Genomic DNA, 19,960 nt, shown 5'->3' with positions numbered 1-19,960 from the left:
ATTATGTTAGAGGTTATAGGATTAAAAAAGAAATTTGGCGATAATAATGTATTTGAAAACTTAAATTTAACTATAGATAAAGGTGAAATAACAGTAGTTGTTGGAAGATCTGGGGAAGGCAAAACAACTCTTTTAAGGTGTATAGCCGCATTAGAAAGATGTGATTATGGAACTATAAAGATAAATAATGAGGAACTATGTAAAGAAGGTATATATAAAGAAGGACGCGAACTTAAAGAAATACGAAGGAATATTGGAGTAGTATTTCAAAACTTTAATCTATTTCCTCATATGACTGTTTTAGAAAACATAATTGAAGCTCCAATTAAAGTACTAAAACTTCAAAAGGATGAAGCTAGAAGAAGAGGACTTTTAATATTAAAAAGTTTATCTATGGAAGATAAGAAGGATAATTATCCAAATGAATTATCAGGAGGTCAGAAGCAAAGAGTTGCGATTGCAAGAGCGTTAGCTATGGAACCTAGAGTGTTATGTTTTGATGAGCCAACATCTGCATTAGATCCCAAAACAACTATAGAGGTTTCTGAAATAATAAAAGATTTAGGGGCTAAAGGGATTTCTATTATGATAATTACCCACGATATTTCCTTTGCAAATAATGTTGCAGATAGAGTCATGAAATTAGAAGATGGGAAGCTTAAGGTGGAGGAGCCATCATAAAATTATAGTGTGGTTAGTATACTTTATGTGTTATTAATAAAATATGTAAATTTACGAAATGAAGAGGATGGAGGACCATCTTCTTTATTTTTTTAGTGTAAAATGTACTAGAAAAATAAATCATACTAAAACACTCGGAATATTTTCTGAAAAAGTATTGACACTAAAAAGAAAACAAGGTATATTATTAACAAATAATAATTATCCGTTAGGAAAAAAAGGAGATAGATTAATATGAAAATTAATATAATATACTATTCAAGCACAGGAAATACAGAAGAGATGGCTAACTTAATTGCAAATGGAGCAAAACAAGAAGGCGCAGAAGTTAATTTAATAGGAATGGGAGAAGCATCAGTAGATGATGTTAAAAATTGTGATATCCTTCTATTAGGTGGACCAGCTATGGGAGCTGAAAATTTAGAAGAATCAGAAGTTGAACCTTTTGTTGAATCAATCGAAGGTGAAGTTTCAGGTAAGAAGATGGTTCTATTTGGATCATTTGGATGGGGTGGCGGTGCCTACATGACAGAATGGGAAGATAGAATGGAAGAGAACGGAGCAGAACTTTTAGAAAGAGCTGTTGTTGTTCAAGAAGCACCATCAGGTGACAATGCAGACAAACTAGTTGAACTAGGAAAGAAAATAGCAAAATAGTGAACTAACAAAAGGATTGCTCTCTACAAAACAATCCCTCTAGTTTTATATAAATAGTAAGCTGATTTTTAATTAGCTTACTATTTTTTTGCTTAAATAATTATTGACAAAAAATGAAATAAATAATATAGTATTAATAAATAATGATAATCAATATCAATTAAGGAGAGGTTGTATGAAAGCAAATATAATATACTGGACAGGATCAGGGAATACTGAAGCAATGGCAAACCTTTTAGAAAATGGAATAATAAAAGGTGGCGGTGAAGTTACAATTAAAAATGTAGCAGAAGCATCAATAGAAGATATTAAAAACTGTGATATTGTTCTTCTAGGATCTCCAGCAATGGGTGCTGAAGTTATAGAAGAAGGCGAGATGGAACCATTTGTTGAATCAATTGAAAGTGAAGTTTCAGGTAAGAAAATGATTTTATTTGGATCATATGGATGGGGAACCGGTGAATGGATGACTTTATGGGAAGATAGAATGGAAAGTTTAGGAGCAGAGCTTCTAGAAAGAGATGTAATCGCAAACGAAGCTCCAGAAGGTAATGAAGCAAACAGATTAATTGAAATTGGAGAAAAAATAGCTAAAATTTAGAGGATAGGAGTAGTGAGTTGAAGATGGAAAAGAAACTAAAAGAATTTATGAGCATATTAAAGGGAATGAGTGGTGTTGAATATTTTGAAAAATATATGCTGTTTTTATTAGCACCAGTTGTAAGTGGATTTAAACCATCTTCAACAATTACTCTTAAAAAGGATAGTAAGGAATATTTTATTTGGAATAATCATAAGGAAGTATTTTTAAATAAGATTAATTTGGATTACAAAATATTAAGAGAAGATGATAGGGCAGTAATAGTTTTAATCTACTCTAGTAAAAGACTTAGTAAATTTGTTGAAAATATAGATGTTAGAAGCTTTTTATATAAGTTAGGATATAATATGGACTGGCAAATAGAAGAGTTCTTAAATAAGCTTGTAGAGAGATATAACATATATCATTGTCCTCACGAGCTTGGGATATTTTTAGGAATACCATTAAAAGATGTTATTGACTTTATGGAGTGCAGTAATAAAAAATGTTTATTATGCGGTTATTGGAAAGTATACAATAACTTTGAAAATGCTACATCTACATTTAAGAAATATGATGAATCAAAAGAAACTATGTTAGATTATTTAATAGCTGAATATGAAACAGAAAAAATAATATCTATGTTTTAGATATTATTTTTTTTATGTGTGAATTTATAGAAAGTTTACAAATTACATGTAATAAAGTTATATAATAATATGTGGTCTATATATCGAAAGAATATAGATAGAAATTAATTAAGGGGAGAAGACGATGGAAAAAAGCAAAGATGGAGTAAGTGATATTTTTCCCCATAGAAATAATTTAAAGATTAGATTAATATGGGAATCAGCACTTATAGGGCTACTTACAGGACTAGTAATTGTAGCAAACAGGGTGTTAGTTGAAAAATTATCTCCACTACTTATTAAATTTTATACTTATTCAAAGGGTCATCCATTAACTATAATATTAGTATTTGTAATACTTGGTTTAATGGGTTTTTTTGTTGGATGTTTAGTAAAAAAAGATCCTATGATTTCAGGGAGTGGTATACCACAAGTTGAAGGCATACTTATGAAAAGGCTTGAAGTTAATTGGCTTAGAGTTTTAATTTTCAAATTTATTGGAGGTACGGCAGCATTAGTTGCGGGACTTTCTGTAGGACGTGAAGGTCCTTCAGTACAAATGGGAGCAGCTATTGGGCAAGGTTTCTCAAAGGTATGCAAAAGAATAAATATAGAAGATAAATTTCTAATTACAAGTGGTGCTAGTGCAGGTCTGTCAGGAGCTTTTAATGCTCCATTATCAGGAGTTATATTTGCATTAGAGGAAGTACATAAGAATTTTTCACCACTAGTTTTATTATCAGCAATGTCAGCATCAATTGCCGCTGATTTTATGTGTAAAAATTTCTTAGGGCTTAAACCAGCACTAGGATTTTCAAATGTTTCAGCATTACCACTTAAATATTACTGGACTTTAGGCCTTCTTGGTATTGTTCTTGGATTTACAGGAGTTTTATTTAGTAAGGGTATACTTAAAACACAAGATGCATATGCATTCTTTAAGAAAGTTCCAGTTCAGGTTAAAGTAATGGTTCCTTTCTTATTTGCAGGAATAGTTGGTCTTACAGCACCTATTTTATTAGGTGGAGGACATTCACTTATAATGAGTCTTGGAAATGGTAAGTTTACAATCGCAATGTTATTTTTATTTTTATTAGTGAAATATGTATTTACATTTATCAGTTTTGGTTCAGGTACACCAGGAGGTATTTTCTTCCCATTACTAGTGCTTGGAGCAATAGTTGGTAATATATTTGGAATAATGGTTTGTAAAGCAACACACATTCCTACAATGTATATAATAAATTTTGTTATTTTTGCAATGGCAGGACATTTTGCTTCAATAGTTAAGGCACCTATTACAGGAATAGTATTAATTACAGAAATGTCAGGATCATTTGAACATTTATTAGCATTAACTATAGTAGTTATATTTGCATATGTAACTTCAGATATTCTAAAATCAGAACCTATTTATGAAAGTTTACTTGAAAGAAGTTTAAAGAAGTATGGTAAAGATGATGAAGTTGACCACAAAGCATATCCTAAAAAGACTATATTAGAAATATCAGTATTTATGGGTAGTGCAGTTGAAGGTAATTATATAAAAGATATAGAATGGCCAGAAGAGTGTTTATTAGTAGGTATAAAAAGAGGAGGAAAGGAAATAATTCCTAATGGAGATACAGAAATTCTATCAGGTGATTTCCTAGTTGTACTTGTTGATGATGATAAGGCAGCAAGTTCAATGGAAGAACTTCAAAGATTATCTACAGTAGTAGAAGCTTAAAAGGGATTATAATATAAAATTTGGTATATACTAAAAGGGTTAGAATGTTTCTAACCCTTTAAATTTAAGCATTGGATGTGATTTTATGGCCATACTAGTAAAAATGGATGAGGTTAAGAGCTTGAACAAGGAAAAAGAAAAGTTTAAATTAGACAAAATTTCTGCTGTAATAGCATTTATAATAAGTATATTTATAGTAAAGCTTGTACTTGTTATATTTAGTGTAGGAAGTTTATTTGGTAATTTTGAGGACTTGTTTATTATAGTAGCAGGGTTAATACTTACATATGCATACTTAAAGAGAAAATATTTAAGGAAGGAACATACTGATAAAGGATTTATTAAACTCGTAAAGGATAGTGAAGCTAATATTCATAATAGTATTATTCCAGAGGAACTATGTATTTTAAATGATAGTAACTACATACTTAAAAATTTAAGTTTTAAAAGTCCAAGTGGAATTAATTACATACATACTGCAGTTATAAATAAAGATGCTTTATTTATTATATATATACGAAATGATAGAGGTGAAGTTAGTGGTAGCGCTAATGATAATAAGTGGACTGTTGACTTTGAAGGAATTGAGAAAAAGGTTGATAATCCTATAAGTAAAGTTAAAAAGCAGGAGCTTAGACTTGAGGAGTACTTAAGAAAAGAAGGTTTTATAATCGATGTAAAGTCTATAGTTTATTACGCTAATAATGATGTAAGCTTTAACGTTAAGTATGATGTAAATAATGTTAGTATCTTTAACGAAGATACTGCAAACGATTTAGTTAATTATATAAATAGTTATAAAGGTAAAATGGATGTAGATTTCGAAGGGGTACTGGATATAATTATTAAAGTAAGTAAATAGTAAAAAAATAAGGGATGTATCAAAATAACGTTAAAGTTTATTTTGATACATCCCTTTTGAATATTAAAAAGGTAAAGTTTCATTTGAAGCCATATCTAAATCTTCAACTTGATTATCAGCTGAAGAGGTAGATTTTTTTATGAAGTTTATAAACTCGAAAGATTCAGCAACTACATCTGTACTATATATTGTTGAATCTTCTTTTGAAAATGTACTAGTTGAGATATATCCTGAAATTCCTATCTTGTTTCCTTTCTTTCCATACTCACAAAGAGCTTCTGCAGCTTTATCAAAAATTATGAAAGGTATGAAATATGTTGTTTTTGATATTTTGTTATCAACAGCTAATGTACATTTACTGTATGGAATACCCTTATCCTTTGAATAATTAATTTCTGGATCTCTAGTTAAATTTCCTACTAATAATACTTTGTTCATGTAAAATCACTCCTTAAATATTTGTTTGTTCACTAAACAGTATTGACATTAATTAGAAAAGTATACGAACAAACGTTCGTCTTAAAGTGCTAATTTATGACAAATGGCTATTTTATAGGAAGTTTGCTTGTTAAAAGGCTGTTAAATGTAAATAAAATGTTAACGAAAATGGAACGTGTTTCATAATAATTCATAAAAATTTTCACAGAGACTTCCTGTAAACGGCTTGAAATGGAACGTTGATGCAATAAAACTTGCAAGTGTACGCTTAGGGAGAGCAAATGTATTATTCGGAAATACATAACAATTTTGTTGAGTTGATAAACAATGAGCAAAAAAACAGCCTATTTTTGATAAATTGATAATTAGAAATAGGTTAAAATATATGATTTTATAGCAAAATGTAAATTTAATTAAAAGAAAGGGAAAAAATATTGAAAACACTTTAGCAGAGTGATATAGTTTTTAGTGTAGTGAAAAGGACAAAAAAAGAAATTTCAAAATTGAATAATTGCAAAAATAAAAAATGAATAAATAAATACAAACTTATGAAAAGAGGAATTATTATGGAAATGGCAAACGACGCTGTAAAAGGTAATAGACTTAAACATCCGCCAGGATTGTACCTTTTATTTTTAACAGAAATGTGGGAAAGATTTAGTTATTATGGATTAAGAGCATTATTAATGCTATATTTAACTACTAGTTTTATACAAGGTGGTTTAGGATTTAGTATTAGTACAGCAGCTTTAATATACGGAACATATACTGGATTTACATATTTTACACCAATTGTTGGTGGATATTTAGCAGATAATTACTTAGGTCAAAAGAAATCAGTTATAATTGGTGGAGGAATAATGTTCCTTGGAAACTTAACATTATTTATGTTCAGCAGTAGAATAGGACTTTTTGCTGGTTTAACATTATTAATAATAGGTAATGGTTTCTTTAAACCAAATATTTCAACAATTGTTGGACAACTTTACAAACCAGATGATAAAAGAAAAGATTCAGCATTTACAATTTTCTATATGGGAATTAATTTAGGATCATTCATAGCACCATTAATTTGCGGATTCTTAGCGGAAGATTTATTCGCAAGTACAATTAACGGTCAAATGACATACGGATTTAAATACGGATTCTTAGCAGCAGCTATCGGTATGGTAATTGGAGAAATTATATACATAGTGTTCTCACCTAAGTACTTAGGTCATTTAGGAGAAAAACCAGCAGCTAAAATGATAGATAAAAAGAGTAATGTATCATATAAAAACGAACCATTAACTAAGAAAGAAAAGAAGAGAGTTGCTTCAATATTAATATTAACAACATTCGTTATTTTCTTCTGGACAGGCTTTGAACAAGCAGGTAGTTCATTAACAATGTTCGCTGAAAAGCTAACAAACAGAGATTTAATGGGAATGACAGTACCAGTTTCATGGTTCCAGTCAATTAACCCAGTATTTGTATTACTACTTTCACCAATAATGGCTAAATTATGGCTTAAACTTTCAAATAGAAAGAAGGGTGATTTAAGTATTCCTGTAAAAATGGGATTAGGTATGATCATACTAGGAGTAGGATTCTTATTCATGGTAATTGCAGTTTACTCAATTGGTGGAGCAGAAAATCCAACTGTAAAAGCTAGTATGTGGTGGCTTGTAATAACATACTTCTGTAATACTGTAGGTGAGTTATGTTTATCACCAATAGGATTATCAATGGTATCAAAACTTGCACCGCTTAAGTATGCAGCACTTCTAATGGGATTATGGCTTGCAAGTAATGGTATTGCAAATATTCTTGGAGGATTCTTAGCATCAAATATTGAAAAGTTAGGAGCCGGAGAGATATTCGCATTAATAGCAGCTGTTGTAATGACATTAGGTGCAATATTATTAATATTTAGTAAAAAAATTAAAAGTATGATGGAATAGATTAAATAGGGCCGTTTTTATGACGGCCTTATTTTTTTATGTAATTGTGTTGTTCAGTGTTAAAAAACACTATATTGCAATGTTCTAATTTAATATTGGTAATTGAAATATGATAATGTAGAAAAATAGTGTGAATTGTAATAAAAGAAAGAAAAAGATAGAAATAGGAAGAACGTAAAATGAATAAAAAATACATAATTATTAAAGAACAATGCTTGTACAAACTTAAGTAGAATATATAAAAAAGGATAGTTTTATATAAAAAAATTAATTACAAAATATAGCGTTTATTAGATTTGAAGTCATAACTTTATTATTAAAAGAATTTTCGAACACATGAATAAACCAATCTAAATAAGCATCTAAATATTTAGTTGCAACCCCTCTAAAAATACCAAGCCAGACTCTTAAAAGAGAAGAAAAGTTTTGGAGCAAATCTTTTAAATTCAATTGGCTATCTAAAGGACATTCTTTAAATCGTCTAAGGTCCTTATTTAATCTTCTAGCAATCGCAGTAGAATATCTATCACAAAAACCTATAATATTAGAATTAAACTTTAATTTTTTCTTTAACATGTCAATACACATTGATTGAAATAGTATGCCTTTAGATACGATTTTTGAAAAGGACATGCTTTTTTCATTAAGAATTACAGATACAAAAACTTTTTGGCGTCTTTCGTTATTTATACTTATCGGAGGAACTTTTTGACCTTTAAAACTTTCAGGAAACTGCAAATGTTTTAAGCCTATATAGTTATATAGAAAAATATTGTTATTGCAATTAGGAAGTTTATTCAAAATCTTATGCCTCCATTCAAAGGACGTATTTATACTTATGTGCAAAATAGCTGCACATTTTCGAATACTATTACCGGCAAACATGAGTTTACAGTAGTCATACCAGCAGTTTGATGGCTTTTTTGAGTTATACCATACGGAATTTGTGCAATCAGAAAATGTTCTATCACAATTTTTGCATTTGTATCGCTGTATATTTTTGTATCGACCATATTTTATAAAAGATTCGCTTGAGCAAAATGGACAATTGTTATAATTATACATATAAAATTCACCTCATTACATTATTGACAAAGAAAATGATATTTAAACTACCAACATATAATTGGAACATTAGAATAAGAGTGGAATTTACATACAGCACTAGTATAGATAAAAAGAGTTATCGTGTAATATTATGGTGCATATTGTCAGTATTTAAGATTTATATTTTACACATAATAACCTTAGTTACAAAAATTTAATGTAGAAACTAAGAAAAGGATGTGTAACAACATGGAAGAGATGAAAAAAGGAACTAATAAGCTTACGCTATTCCAACTTATAGGAATAAGTATTGCTTTCTATGGAAGCGTAAGAAGTGTACCGACGCTTGCCATTGTTGGATGGCAACAGATATTCTTTATGATAGGTGCTGCAGTACTATTTGCAATACCAATTTCACTAATTTCAGCAGAACTTGCAACAGGATGGACTAAAGAAGGAGGATCACAAGTGTGGGTTAAAGAAGCACTTGGTGAAAGATGGGGATTTGTAACTGCTTGGCTTTTATGGGTTCAACTATTCTTTGGTATGGTTATGGTAAGTTCAACAGTTGGTGTAATGCTAGCTTATGCAGTAGGAATGCCTGAACTTGCACAGAATAACAAATTTATATTCATTGTAATAGTTATTTCTTATTGGACAGTAACATTACTAAACTTTAAATTTGATATGGGTAAAATAGTAGGAAGTATTGGAGCTGTAGTTGGTATATATATTCCTTTTGTAGCATTAGTTGTTTTAGGAATATGGTGGACACTTAAACATGGAAACGTTCATTTAGGACCATTTAATATGCAAACAGCAATACCTAGCTTATCATCATATGATAAACTTTCATTTTTTTCAGGAATAATATTTATATTTTCAGGACTTGAAATAGCATCAGTTCATGCAAATAATATTGAAAATCCAAAAAGGAATTATCCAATATCAGTTTTCGTATCAATGGGATTGCTTATAATATTCAATTTAATAGCAGGTCTTACAGAAGCAAATGCTATACCATCAGATAAAATAGAATTATCAAACATAACTCAACCATTTCAATTATATTTCAATGAACTTGGGATGCCATGGCTTACAAATGTAATTGCAGCCATGATAGCAATAGGAGTATTAGCACAATTAAGTGCATGGGTTTTAGGTCCTTCAAAATCAATGATAAAAGTTGCAGAAGAAGGAAACTTACCTCCAATGTTCCAAAAGAGAACTAAGCGTAATGTTCCAATAACGTTTGTTCTAATTCAAGCAATAGTAGTATCACTAGTTGCAGTTTTATATGTTGTTGTACCAGATGTTAATAATAGTTTTTTCATGGTACTTATTTTAACAACTATTTTATACAGCGTAGTTTACATATTTATAATACTTGCAGAAATTATTTTAAAATATAAGCAGCCAGACGTAAAGAGAGCATTTACAATTCCAGGAGGAAAAAGTGGAATGTGGATAGCTTGTATTCTAGCATTTATCGGTGTGTTTTTAACAATTGCAGTAAGCCTTATACCTCCAAGTTCAATACCTGAATCAGGAAGAACTATGTATATTGGGTTCCAAGTAATTGGTACATTAATTTGCTTTATTTCACCATTAATCATATATGCATTTAAAAAAGAGTCATGGAAAAAGAAATAAAAGATAAGGAGAGTTTACAATATGGATGATATAAAAAAAGGTACAGATACTATAGAAAACAACGAAGATATTAATCTGAAAGCTATGTTTTTAGGACCAAAGTCAGAAAATGAAGATTTTTTTGAGGAAAACTTACTTAGACTTTTTAATGATCATGCAGAATGGAGGAAGAATTACCATCCTGAAGATCAAACAATAATAAAGGTTGCAGATGAAAGAAAAGAAAGCTTTATAGTAAGTAAAGATAGACTTGAAGAAGTATTAATAGAGTTATCATCAAAGTTAAGAGCTGGATCAGTTCCTTGGCATTCTCCAAGATTTTTAGGACATATGAATTCAGAAACTCTTATGCCTGCAATACTTGGATACTTTGCAGCAATGCTATATAACGGAAATAATGTTGCATATGAATCATCACCTGCAACATCAGAAATGGAAGAAGAAGTTGGGGAAGATTTCTGCAAATTAGTTAGTTACAATGATAACGGCTGGGGACACATTTGTGCAGATGGTTCAATAGCTAACTATGAAGGGTTATGGTATGCAAGAAATATTAAATCAATTCCACTTGCAATTAAAGAGATAGTTCCGCAATTGGTTGAAGGAAAGTCAGAGTGGGAACTTTTAAATATGAGTGTTAGTGAAATATTAGACTTAATGGATAAGTGTGGAGAAAAATTAGATGAGATAAAAGAACATTCAGCAAGAGGTGCAGGTGATAAAATAGCTAAGCTTGGAAAGTGGTTAATACCTCAAACAAAACATTATTCATGGCTTAAAGCTGGGGATATACTTGGACTTGGAGTTGATGCTGTTATTCCAGTAAAAGTAGACCATAATTACAGAATGGATATGGATGAACTTAGAAAGACAATAGAAGAATACACAAGTAAAGAGATTCCTATACTTGGAGTTGTTGGAGTTGTTGGTTCAACAGAGGAAGGTGCTGTAGACCATATTGATAAAATTGCAGAAATAAGAGAGGAATACTCAAAGAAGGGTATAAATTTTTATTTGCATGTTGATGCAGCTTATGGTGGATATGCAAGATCTATTTTCTTAGATGATGATTATTCATTTATCCCTGAAGATAAGTTTAAAGAAAAAATGTTAGAACATGGAGCTATTTTAGATAAGAATACAGCATGGCCATCAACAGATGTATATAATGCATTTAAAGCTATGGAAAAGGCAGATACAATTACAATAGATCCACATAAAATGGGATACATACCTTATTCAGCAGGTGGGATTATTGTAAAAGATAAGAGGATGAGAGATTCAATTTCATACTTTGCAACTTATGTATTTGAAAAAGGAGCGGATATTCCATCCCTTCTTGGAGCTTTCATGCTTGAAGGTTCAAAAGCGGGTGCTACAGCTGCATCAGTTTGGACAGCACATAAAGTTATGCCGCTTAATATAACAGGTTATGGTAAGTTAATTGGAGCAGGAAATGAAGGAGCTTATAAACTTTATAATAAACTGAAAATGCAAAAGTCATATCAAGTTGGAAGTAAAATTGTTGACGTATATCCATTAGTTGAGCCAGATTTTAATATGGTAGACTTTTCATTTAATGTTAGAGGAAATACTGACTTAAAAGTTATGAATGACTTAAATCATAATTTTTATGAAGAGGCATCTTATGTTAAAGAACCTTTATATGTAAATGATTTTTTAACATCTCATACTGATTTTACAGAAGGTGATTATGGGGATTCACCAACTCAATTTGTTGAAGGTTGTGGAATACCATTAAAAGAATGGGATAGAGTTCAAAAAGTAACAATACTTAGAGCTTGTGTGCTATCACCATTCTTAAATAATGAAAAAGTATTTAATGAGTATATGGCTAAGATGGATAAAGCTATAGTAGAAAAGCTTGAAAAGATACTTGGAGAAGAAAAGCCTGTAAAATAATTTTAATAGAGTGTCACATTTTTGTGGGCACTCTATATTTCATACTTATAATGTATCGATACATTTGACAAGGGTTATCTGTAAGTAATAATATTAATAAAAAGAAAATCAATATAGGAGGGGGAAGTATAATGAAGCAGATGAAAACTCAAAAACTTGTTATGTATTCAATGTTCGCTGCATTAATATTTTTAGGAACATATATTCATATTGAAATCCCAATAGGTGGAGGAGTATCTATGGTTCACTTAGGGACAACAGTAATATTTATAGTTGCAGTATTAATTGGTGAAAAGGCTGCTTTACCTGCAGCAATTGGAAGCGCCCTTATGGATGCACTAACTCCAGCATTTGCACTATGGGTTATTCCTACATTTATAATTAAAGGATTAACAGGATATGTAGCTGGTAAGGTTGCATATATGAATGGTAAAGAAGGTAATAGTACAATCATTAATATAATTGCATTTATATGTGGTGGATTAGTATCATTATTTGGTTATTTCCTAGTTAATTGGATTATTTTCCAAGGATGGGAAGGTGCTGTAGCATCACTTGCAACATCAATAGTTACAACTGTAATTGGAATAGTAATAGCAATACCATTATCAATGGCTATTAAAGCTAGCGCTAGAGGCTTATTACAAAAAATGAACTAAAAGAGAAACGGAGATAAGAAATTGAGTAAACCAGTTACGAGAGCACTAGTTATACACAGTCTTTGCACTGTTGGCAAGGCTTCTTTAACAAATATAATGCCTATTATGAGTATTAGAGGAATTGAAGTTTGTCCTATACCATCTGTTATACTATCAAGCCATACTGGCGGATTTAAAGATATAGCTAAAGTTGATAGTGAAAATTTTATTAAAAAAGCAACAGATAGTTTAAATGAAAATGGAATAGACTTTGATTTGAATTTTATTGGTTATTTGGGAACAAGAGAAAAAGTAAAAGAGACAATAGAATACTTAGAGGAAGAAACTAAGGGAGTAACTATAGTAGACACGATATTTGGAGACAATTATAAATTATATAATGGGTTTGATTTAGAATATGTTAAAGAATTAAGAAAGTTAATTAAGTTAAGTGATGTTATTACTCCAAATTTCACAGAAGCTATTTATTTAACTAATAGGGAATTTAAAGATTCCTATAGTGAAGATGATATACGAGATATAGTAAATGATCTAAAGAAAATTGGGGCTAGTAATATTATTATTACATCTGTTCCATCAGAAGAAGGAACTATTGGGATTGCATTATATGATGGAAAAGATTTTTCAATTATTCATCATGAGAAACTTCATAAATCTTATCCTGGAACAGGAGATATTTTTACAGCTGTATTATGTACTGAAATGTTAAAGGGAAATACATTAATAGAGGCTGTAGAAAGTTCATCAACCTTTGTTGAAGAGTGTATAAGAGGTAGTATGGAGTATGATTATCCTATACGTGAAGGTGTATTACTTGAAAGACAACTATATAGATTATTATAATAGAAGACTATTTCACTTATAAAGTGGAATAGTTTTTTTATGTACAAAAATGTTACAAAAGATTTGAAAAAATTTAACAAAGTTAATTAATATGATATAATTAACAATAAATTTTTTAAAACTAAAGATAGAAGGAATGAGGGAATAATTATATGGCAAGATATTTTAATAATCAAGAGGTGGAGTTACTAGCTCCATGTGGAAACTTTGAAATTTTTAAGGATGTTATAAAAAGTGGTGCAGATGCTGTTTATTTAGGTGGAAAAATATTTAATATGAGAATGCATAGAAAAGATTTTAATTTTTCAAATGAACAACTTGAAGAAGCAATAAATATAGCACATTCACTTAATAAGAAGTTATATATTACAGTAAATAATCTTTTGAGCTTTGAAGATTTAGAGCAAGCAGAAGAATATTTATTATTTTTAGAAAAAATAAAACCAGATGCTTTAATAGTACAAGATATGAGTATAATTCAACTAATTAAAAAGATGAATTTAAATTTAAATATACACTCATCAGTTATGATGAATGTCCATAACCTTGAGACTGTAAAAGAATTAAGAAAAATTGGTATAACAAGAGTTGTTACATCAAGAGAATTAGATTTAAAAACAATAGAGCAATTTAAAAATCAGACAGATATGGAATTTGAATATTTCGTGCATGGTGATATGTGTGTAACAAATGGAGCTCAATGTCTTTATAGTGGAATGCTTTTTGGTAAAAGCAGTAATAGAGGACTTTGCATGAAGCCTTGCCGCTGGTCGTTTAAGATTAATAAAGAAGAAAAGGTATATGATACAACTTTCCCAATGGCAGTTAAAGATATGTATATGTATGAAAATATACCAGAACTTATACAAGCTGGTGTAGTGTCATTTAAAATAGAAGGAAGAATGAGAGATGCAGAATATTTAGTTGATTTAATTAATTATTATAGTGATGCAATTGATAGATATATAGATGATCCAATTAGATATGATAGAAAGAAGCATACAGATAAATTACAGGAAAACAGGAAGAGAGATTTTTCAACTGCATATGCCTTTGGAAATCCAGGTCTTTCTAATATAAATGAAAGATACGAAGGTACAGGGAAATTTTATAGTACAGGCAAGGTATTTAGTAATCCAGTAGATGAAATTGAGTTAGAAGATAAAAGAATAGAAGAACTTAAAACTATATTAAATTGTAATCTATCTAATAGTAGTAAGCCAAGTTTAAGTGTTAAAGTAAATAGTTATGAGGCTGCACTTATTGCAATTGAAGAAGGTGTTGATAGAATTTATTTATCTGGGGATGTATTTGAACCAAACAAACCTTTTTCTAAAGAAGAAATATTAAATATTACTAAAAATAAGAAGAGTTCAAAAATATATTTAGGTATGCCAAGAATGATGTTTGAAGAAGATTTTTCAAAGTATGATCATTTATTAAGAAATAACAACCTAATGCTAGATGGGTTGCTTTTAAGTAATCTTGGTGCAATTAGTAGATTTAGAGATTTAGGGTTAGAACTTATTGGGGATTATTCTTTAAATGTATATAACAATTTATCAGCTGAGTTTTATAAAGAAAGTGGAGTTAGTTTATCAGCACTTTCTTGTGAGTCAAATGCAACAAATACAAAGGAAGCGTTATTAAATTCAAGCATGCCACTTGAAATAATTGTACAAGGTTCTCCAGTTGTGATGTATATGCACCATGATTTATATGAAAATACTAAAGTATTAACGCCATCAGATAAAGGCATTAGAAAATATAATGATAAAGGTGTATTAATATTAGTTGATGATAAAGGCAATGAACATCCAGTATACAGAGATAATTCAGGGAAAAATCATATGTTATTATCAAAAGAATTATGTTATATGCCAATATTAAATGAGCTATCAAAACTTAATGCTGAAGGATTTAGAATAGAAGGATGCCATTATGATAATGACACTTTAAAAACAGTAATAAGAAGTTATAAGGAAGCGATAGATAATTTAGAAAGTTGTCAAAATGTATTTAAACAATTTAATTATAATAATTTAGGATTTACATTAGGAGCGATGCAATTTAACTAAGGAGGAAAATTAAATATGATAGGCGTAGAAAATATTATAAATAAGAAAAAAGAGTACTTACTTCCATCTTCTCATGGAAATCATTTTTATAAAAAACCACCTCAAATAGTAAGGGGGGACATGCAATATTTATACGATGAAAAAGGAAATAAATATATAGACTTTTTTGCTGGAGTTTCAGTAATGAACTGTGGACATTGTAATGAAAAAATACTTGAAGCTACAATTAATCAATTAAAAACTTTGCAGCATACTACAATATTGTATTTAACAGAGGAAATGGTTAATTTAGCAGAAAGGCTTGAGACAGTACTTCCTGGGAATTTAAGACGTTCATTCTTCTGTTGTACTGGTTCAGAAGCAAATGAAGGAGCTATGTTATTAGCTAGATTATATACAGGGAAAAGTGAATTTATAGCATTAAATAACGGACTTCATGGAAGAACATATTTAACTATGAGTGCAACTGCAATTCCAATGTGGAGAGCAGATCCGGCTTTAGATAATTCTATACATTTTGCTAAAAATGCATGGGATGAAGAGCTTTCATTAGAAGAAGCTGCAGCTGAATCGTTAAAAAGTGTAGAAGATATAATAAATAGTAGAGGTGCAAGTAATATTGCAGCTTTAATAGCAGAACCAATACAAGGAAATGGTGGAATTATAACACCGCCATTATGGTATTTTGAGAAGCTTAAAGCTTTACTTGAGAAAAACGAAATACTTTTAATAATTGATGAAGTTCAAACGGGATTTGGACGAACAGGAAAGATGTTTGCAATAGAAAATTATAACGTAGTTCCAGATATAATGACAGTTGCAAAGGCTTTAGGAAATGGTATGCCAATATCAGCATTTTGTACAAATGATGAAATTGCAAAAGCTTTTAACAAACCATCTGCATCAACTCTTGGGGGGAATCCGGTAGCTTGTAGTACAGCAATGGCAGTTCTTGATTATATAGAAGATAATAATTTATGTGGTAGAGCGGATCAACTAGGAAACATTTTAAAAGATGGATTAGAGAAATTAAAAGATAAGCATAAGATTATTAAAGATGTTAGAGGAATCGGACTTATGATTGGAGCAGAACTTGTATGCGAAGATGGTAAGCCTGGAACTATAGAAACAGATTTAATATTAGAAAAGCTAAAAGATAGAGGAATACTTGTAGGTAAAAATGGAATTAATAGAAATGTACTAGCATTTCAACCTCCACTAGTAATATCAGAAGAGGATATCAATACATTATTAGAACAATTAGACACTATCTTAAATGAAATTAGTTAGAAATAGAAATGAGCCAATGGTATAAAATCCATTGGCTCATATTTATTTAACTTCTAATAAGAACTCTTCAACAAGAGTATCGATAATTTTATTAATTTCAAGAATATCTTGTAGAGAAATATTATCTATATGTATTCCACAAGAAATAACAACAGTAGAATTTAACTTTTTAGAAAGTAACTTAGCAAGTGGCTGAACGATAACATCTTCTTTATGACCAGTTACAGTTATTAAAGAAACAGTAGAACTTATTACTGAAGGGTCACTTAAGCTCATACGAGGTATTCCAATAGCTACAGCACCGATGTGTGGGGTATCACCTCCAAAAATGCTTATGTTCCAATCCATGCCCATATTTACAGCAGTGTAATTAATATTATAATCTTTATATTTTCTTGTTATGTTAATCATATAAGATAACCTCCATTTTAGTAGAATAGTAAAAAATCATCGTTTTTAATACGTTTTTTATAATTATAATATTTTAAGTAGGAAAAATATATATATTGTGAGATTAATTGTTGAAATGGAAAATAAAATGTAGTAATATAAAAACTAGCCTTAACAAAAAGTTAATAAAAAATTCAAAAATAAAAGAAAAAATTTACAATTAACATAATATTATAGTACTAGGAGGATATTTATGTCTTTTAAAGATTTACAAACCTTTATTAAAGAATTAGATAATAATGGTGAATTAAAGAGAATAGCAGTAGAAGTTAATCCAGAATTAGAAATAAGTGAGATTACAGATAGAGTATCGAAGAATAATGGACCAGCTTTATTATTTGAAAATGTTAAAGGGTCTAAATATCCATTATTAATTAATGCAATGGGTTCATATGAAAGAATGGCAATGGCATTAGGCGTAAATGATATAAATGATATTGGAAATGATATAGAAGAATTTATGGACATGGCAAACTATATGGGCCTTATGAACAAGTTTAAATCTTTACCAAGATTAAGCAGAATGGCTACAGTGTTCCCAATAAAATTACCAGGCAGGGGTGCATGTCAAGAAGTGATAAATAATGATCCAGATTTAAATGAATTACCAATACTTAAGTGTTGGCCTGAAGATGGTGGAAAATTTATAACACTTCCATTAGTAATGACTAAAGACCCAGAGACTGGTATACAAAATATGGGCATGTACAGAATGCAAGTATATGATAAAAATACAACAGGTATGCATTGGCATTGGCATAAAGATGGAAGAGAAATATATGAGCAGTACAAAGAGCTTGGTGGAAAGATGCCTATTTCTGTTGTATTAGGTTGTGATCCAGCAATTACATATGCAGCAACAGCACCACTTCCTAAAATGGTTGATGAGATGATGTTTGCAGGATTTTTAAGAAAAGTGCCAATTAAGATGGTAAAGTCAATTACAAATGATATATATGTGCCATCAGATGCAGAGTTTGTAATTGAAGGATATGTTGATGTTACAGAAGATTTAAAACTTGAAGGTCCTTTTGGAGACCATACAGGATATTATTCATTAGCAGATGATTATCCAGTATTTCATGTAACTTGTATAACACATAAGAAATCTCCAGTTTATCCAACAACTATTGTTGGTAAACCACCTATGGAAGATTGTTATATGGGGAAAGCGACTGAAAGAATATTTTTACCATTATTAAAAATGATGAATCCTGAAATTGTGGATATTAATTTCCCGTTAGAAGGAGTGTTCCACAGTTGTGTAATTGTATCTATTAAGAAAAAGTTCCCAGGACATGCAAGAAAAATAATGAATTCATTATGGGGAATGGGACAGATGATGTATACAAAGATGATTATTATAGTGGATGAAGAAGTAGACCCACAAGATATATCAACTGTAGCATGGAAAGTATTTAATAATATAGATGCTAAAAGAGATTTAGAAATATCAGAAGGACCTTTAGATGCCTTAGACCATGCAGCTAACATTCCTTTCTATGGAAGTAGACTAGGAATTGATGCAACAAGAAAGTGGCCAAGCGAAGGTCATGAAAGAGAATGGCCAAAGGATATAGAAATGTCAGAAGATATTAAAGCTAATGTGGATAAAAGGTGGTCAGAATATGGTATTGACTAAAGTTAAAAATAAAGTTTTTGATTATGGGACTTTAGTTATGTTTTCTCATACTATATTTTCATTATCCTTTGCTTTAATTTCAATGCTATTAGCTGGCGATGGAAGATTAAATTTTACTAAGATATTTTGGATAATAGTAGCATTTTTAGGTGCGAGAACAGGAGCCAATGCTCTAAATAGAGTTATTGATGCAGAAATAGATAAGAAAAATCCAAGAACTGCAACAAGACAAATTCCTAAAGGTGAAATGAAAAAGAAAGAAGTTTTAATATTTGTAGCAATTTGCTTTGGTGTAATGGTATTTGCAGCATGGAAACTTAATACTATTTGTTTATTACTTTCACCAATTGCATTATTTTTAATGATAATTTATTCGTATACAAAAAGATTTACGTGGGCATGTCATTTAGTACTTGGTATAACATCAGCAGCTGCACCAGTTGGAGCGTGGATAGCTGTAACAGGAAAGATATCATTACTGCCATTAGTAATGGGAGCTGCAAATACTTTATGGGTTGCGGGCTTTGACATTATTTATGGAGCACAAGATTATGAATTTGACACTGAAAATGGAATTCATTCAATACCTAAGCAGTTTGGGGTTAAGAATGCGTTATTAATATCAAGGGTATTCCATTTTATAGCACTTAGTTGTTTGTTTTTAGTGGGTTTATTATCAAAAGAATTAGGATTTGTTTATTATTCTGGGCTTATTTTAATATCAGTACTATTTGTAATACAACATAGTTTAGTAAAACCAGATAATTTAAGTAATGTTAAATTGGCATCTTATAATGTAAACCAAGTTATAAGTGTAGTATTTTTAGTTTTTGGAGTAATAGATTGTTTAATGTAA

At 30.0% G+C, this 19,960-nt stretch carries 18 protein-coding genes and 1 pseudogene; 15 read left to right on the top strand and 4 right to left on the bottom strand.

What is annotated here, in order from left to right; all coding sequences use genetic code 11:
- The first annotated feature begins 3 nt into the window (after positions 1-3).
- The 6 genes from RSF37_RS07410 to RSF37_RS07385 all read left to right on the top strand — a co-directional run bounded on the left by RSF37_RS07410 (position 4) and on the right by RSF37_RS07385 (position 5,138).
- On the top strand, positions 4-681 hold the full coding sequence (locus tag RSF37_RS07410) for an amino acid ABC transporter ATP-binding protein (RefSeq protein ID WP_332563766.1): 678 nt from the start codon (positions 4-6) through the stop codon (positions 679-681).
- A gap of 234 nt (positions 682-915) precedes the next feature.
- Positions 916-1,338, top strand: coding sequence for a flavodoxin (locus tag RSF37_RS07405; RefSeq protein ID WP_332563765.1), 423 nt, complete (start codon positions 916-918; stop codon positions 1,336-1,338).
- A 175-nt stretch (positions 1,339-1,513) separates the two neighbouring features.
- Positions 1,514-1,939: a flavodoxin gene (locus tag RSF37_RS07400; RefSeq protein WP_332563764.1), complete on the top strand. Its 426-nt coding sequence runs from the start codon at positions 1,514-1,516 to the stop codon at positions 1,937-1,939.
- A 23-nt stretch (positions 1,940-1,962) separates the two neighbouring features.
- On the top strand, positions 1,963-2,568 hold the full coding sequence (locus RSF37_RS07395) for a DUF3793 family protein (protein ID WP_332563763.1): 606 nt from the start codon (positions 1,963-1,965) through the stop codon (positions 2,566-2,568).
- Positions 2,569-2,692: 124 nt separating this feature from the next.
- Positions 2,693-4,276 (top strand): ClC family H(+)/Cl(-) exchange transporter, encoded by a 1,584-nt coding sequence (locus RSF37_RS07390; protein WP_332563762.1) that lies wholly within the window; start codon positions 2,693-2,695, stop codon positions 4,274-4,276.
- Positions 4,277-4,361: 85 nt separating this feature from the next.
- A complete protein-coding gene (locus RSF37_RS07385) occupies positions 4,362-5,138 on the top strand; it encodes a nuclease-related domain-containing protein (protein ID WP_332563761.1) in 777 nt (258 codons plus the stop codon).
- A 63-nt stretch (positions 5,139-5,201) separates the two neighbouring features.
- On the opposite strand, the gene RSF37_RS07380 is transcribed toward RSF37_RS07385, so the two are convergent.
- Positions 5,202-5,576 carry a single-stranded DNA-binding protein gene (locus RSF37_RS07380; protein WP_332563760.1) on the bottom strand — a complete coding sequence of 125 codons (375 nt, stop codon included), beginning with the start codon at positions 5,574-5,576 and terminating at the stop codon, positions 5,202-5,204.
- Positions 5,577-6,142: 566 nt separating this feature from the next.
- On the opposite strand from RSF37_RS07380, the gene RSF37_RS07375 reads away from it, so the two are divergent.
- Positions 6,143-7,519, top strand: coding sequence for a peptide MFS transporter (locus RSF37_RS07375; protein WP_332563759.1), 1,377 nt, complete (start codon positions 6,143-6,145; stop codon positions 7,517-7,519).
- 267 nt (positions 7,520-7,786) lie between these two features.
- On the opposite strand, the gene RSF37_RS07370 is transcribed toward RSF37_RS07375, so the two are convergent.
- Both RSF37_RS07370 and RSF37_RS14780 read right to left on the bottom strand, forming a co-directional pair.
- Positions 7,787-8,095 carry a hypothetical protein gene (locus tag RSF37_RS07370; protein WP_332563758.1) on the bottom strand — a complete coding sequence of 103 codons (309 nt, stop codon included), beginning with the start codon at positions 8,093-8,095 and terminating at the stop codon, positions 7,787-7,789.
- Between the two features lie 387 nt (positions 8,096-8,482).
- Positions 8,483-8,584: pseudogene (locus tag RSF37_RS14780) on the bottom strand (transposase-like zinc-binding domain-containing protein); the annotation flags it as partial.
- 231 nt (positions 8,585-8,815) lie between these two features.
- Between RSF37_RS14780 and tyrP the strand changes: the two are divergent.
- The 6 genes from tyrP (at position 8,816) to RSF37_RS07340 (ending at position 17,012) form a co-directional block, all read left to right on the top strand.
- Positions 8,816-10,219 (top strand): tyrosine-tyramine antiporter, encoded by a 1,404-nt coding sequence (tyrP, locus tag RSF37_RS07365; RefSeq protein ID WP_332563757.1) that lies wholly within the window; start codon positions 8,816-8,818, stop codon positions 10,217-10,219.
- A 21-nt stretch (positions 10,220-10,240) separates the two neighbouring features.
- The gene (gene tdc / locus RSF37_RS07360; RefSeq protein ID WP_332563756.1) at positions 10,241-12,142 is read left to right on the top strand and encodes a tyrosine decarboxylase; all 1,902 of its coding nucleotides are present in this window, start codon (positions 10,241-10,243) and stop codon (positions 12,140-12,142) included.
- 131 nt (positions 12,143-12,273) lie between these two features.
- Positions 12,274-12,801, top strand: a complete 528-nt coding sequence (locus RSF37_RS07355) for an ECF transporter S component (RefSeq protein WP_332563755.1) — start codon at positions 12,274-12,276, stop codon at positions 12,799-12,801.
- Between the two features lie 21 nt (positions 12,802-12,822).
- Positions 12,823-13,644, top strand: a complete 822-nt coding sequence (locus RSF37_RS07350) for a pyridoxamine kinase (RefSeq protein ID WP_332563754.1) — start codon at positions 12,823-12,825, stop codon at positions 13,642-13,644.
- A 152-nt stretch (positions 13,645-13,796) separates the two neighbouring features.
- Positions 13,797-15,722 carry a peptidase U32 family protein gene (locus RSF37_RS07345; protein WP_332563753.1) on the top strand — a complete coding sequence of 642 codons (1,926 nt, stop codon included), beginning with the start codon at positions 13,797-13,799 and terminating at the stop codon, positions 15,720-15,722.
- 15 nt (positions 15,723-15,737) lie between these two features.
- A complete protein-coding gene (locus RSF37_RS07340) occupies positions 15,738-17,012 on the top strand; it encodes an aspartate aminotransferase family protein (protein WP_332563752.1) in 1,275 nt (424 codons plus the stop codon).
- A 42-nt stretch (positions 17,013-17,054) separates the two neighbouring features.
- Here the strand turns inward: RSF37_RS07340 and RSF37_RS07335 are convergent, their stop codons facing one another.
- Positions 17,055-17,423, bottom strand: coding sequence for a prenylated flavin chaperone LpdD (locus tag RSF37_RS07335; RefSeq protein ID WP_332563751.1), 369 nt, complete (start codon positions 17,421-17,423; stop codon positions 17,055-17,057).
- 232 nt (positions 17,424-17,655) lie between these two features.
- On the opposite strand from RSF37_RS07335, the gene RSF37_RS07330 reads away from it, so the two are divergent.
- Positions 17,656-19,104 carry a menaquinone biosynthesis decarboxylase gene (locus RSF37_RS07330; protein ID WP_332563750.1) on the top strand — a complete coding sequence of 483 codons (1,449 nt, stop codon included), beginning with the start codon at positions 17,656-17,658 and terminating at the stop codon, positions 19,102-19,104.
- Positions 19,091-19,960 carry a UbiA-like polyprenyltransferase gene (locus RSF37_RS07325; RefSeq protein ID WP_332563749.1) on the top strand — a complete coding sequence of 290 codons (870 nt, stop codon included), beginning with the start codon at positions 19,091-19,093 and terminating at the stop codon, positions 19,958-19,960. The genes RSF37_RS07330 and RSF37_RS07325 overlap by 14 nt, the downstream gene beginning before the upstream one ends.

It is taken from the genome of Clostridium sp., from assembly GCF_036643715.1.
In the GTDB taxonomy this organism is placed as follows: domain Bacteria; phylum Bacillota; class Clostridia; order Clostridiales; family Clostridiaceae; genus Clostridium.
The sequence above is the reverse complement of the archived record's forward strand: the minus strand, read 5'-3'. Positions and strand labels throughout refer to the sequence as shown.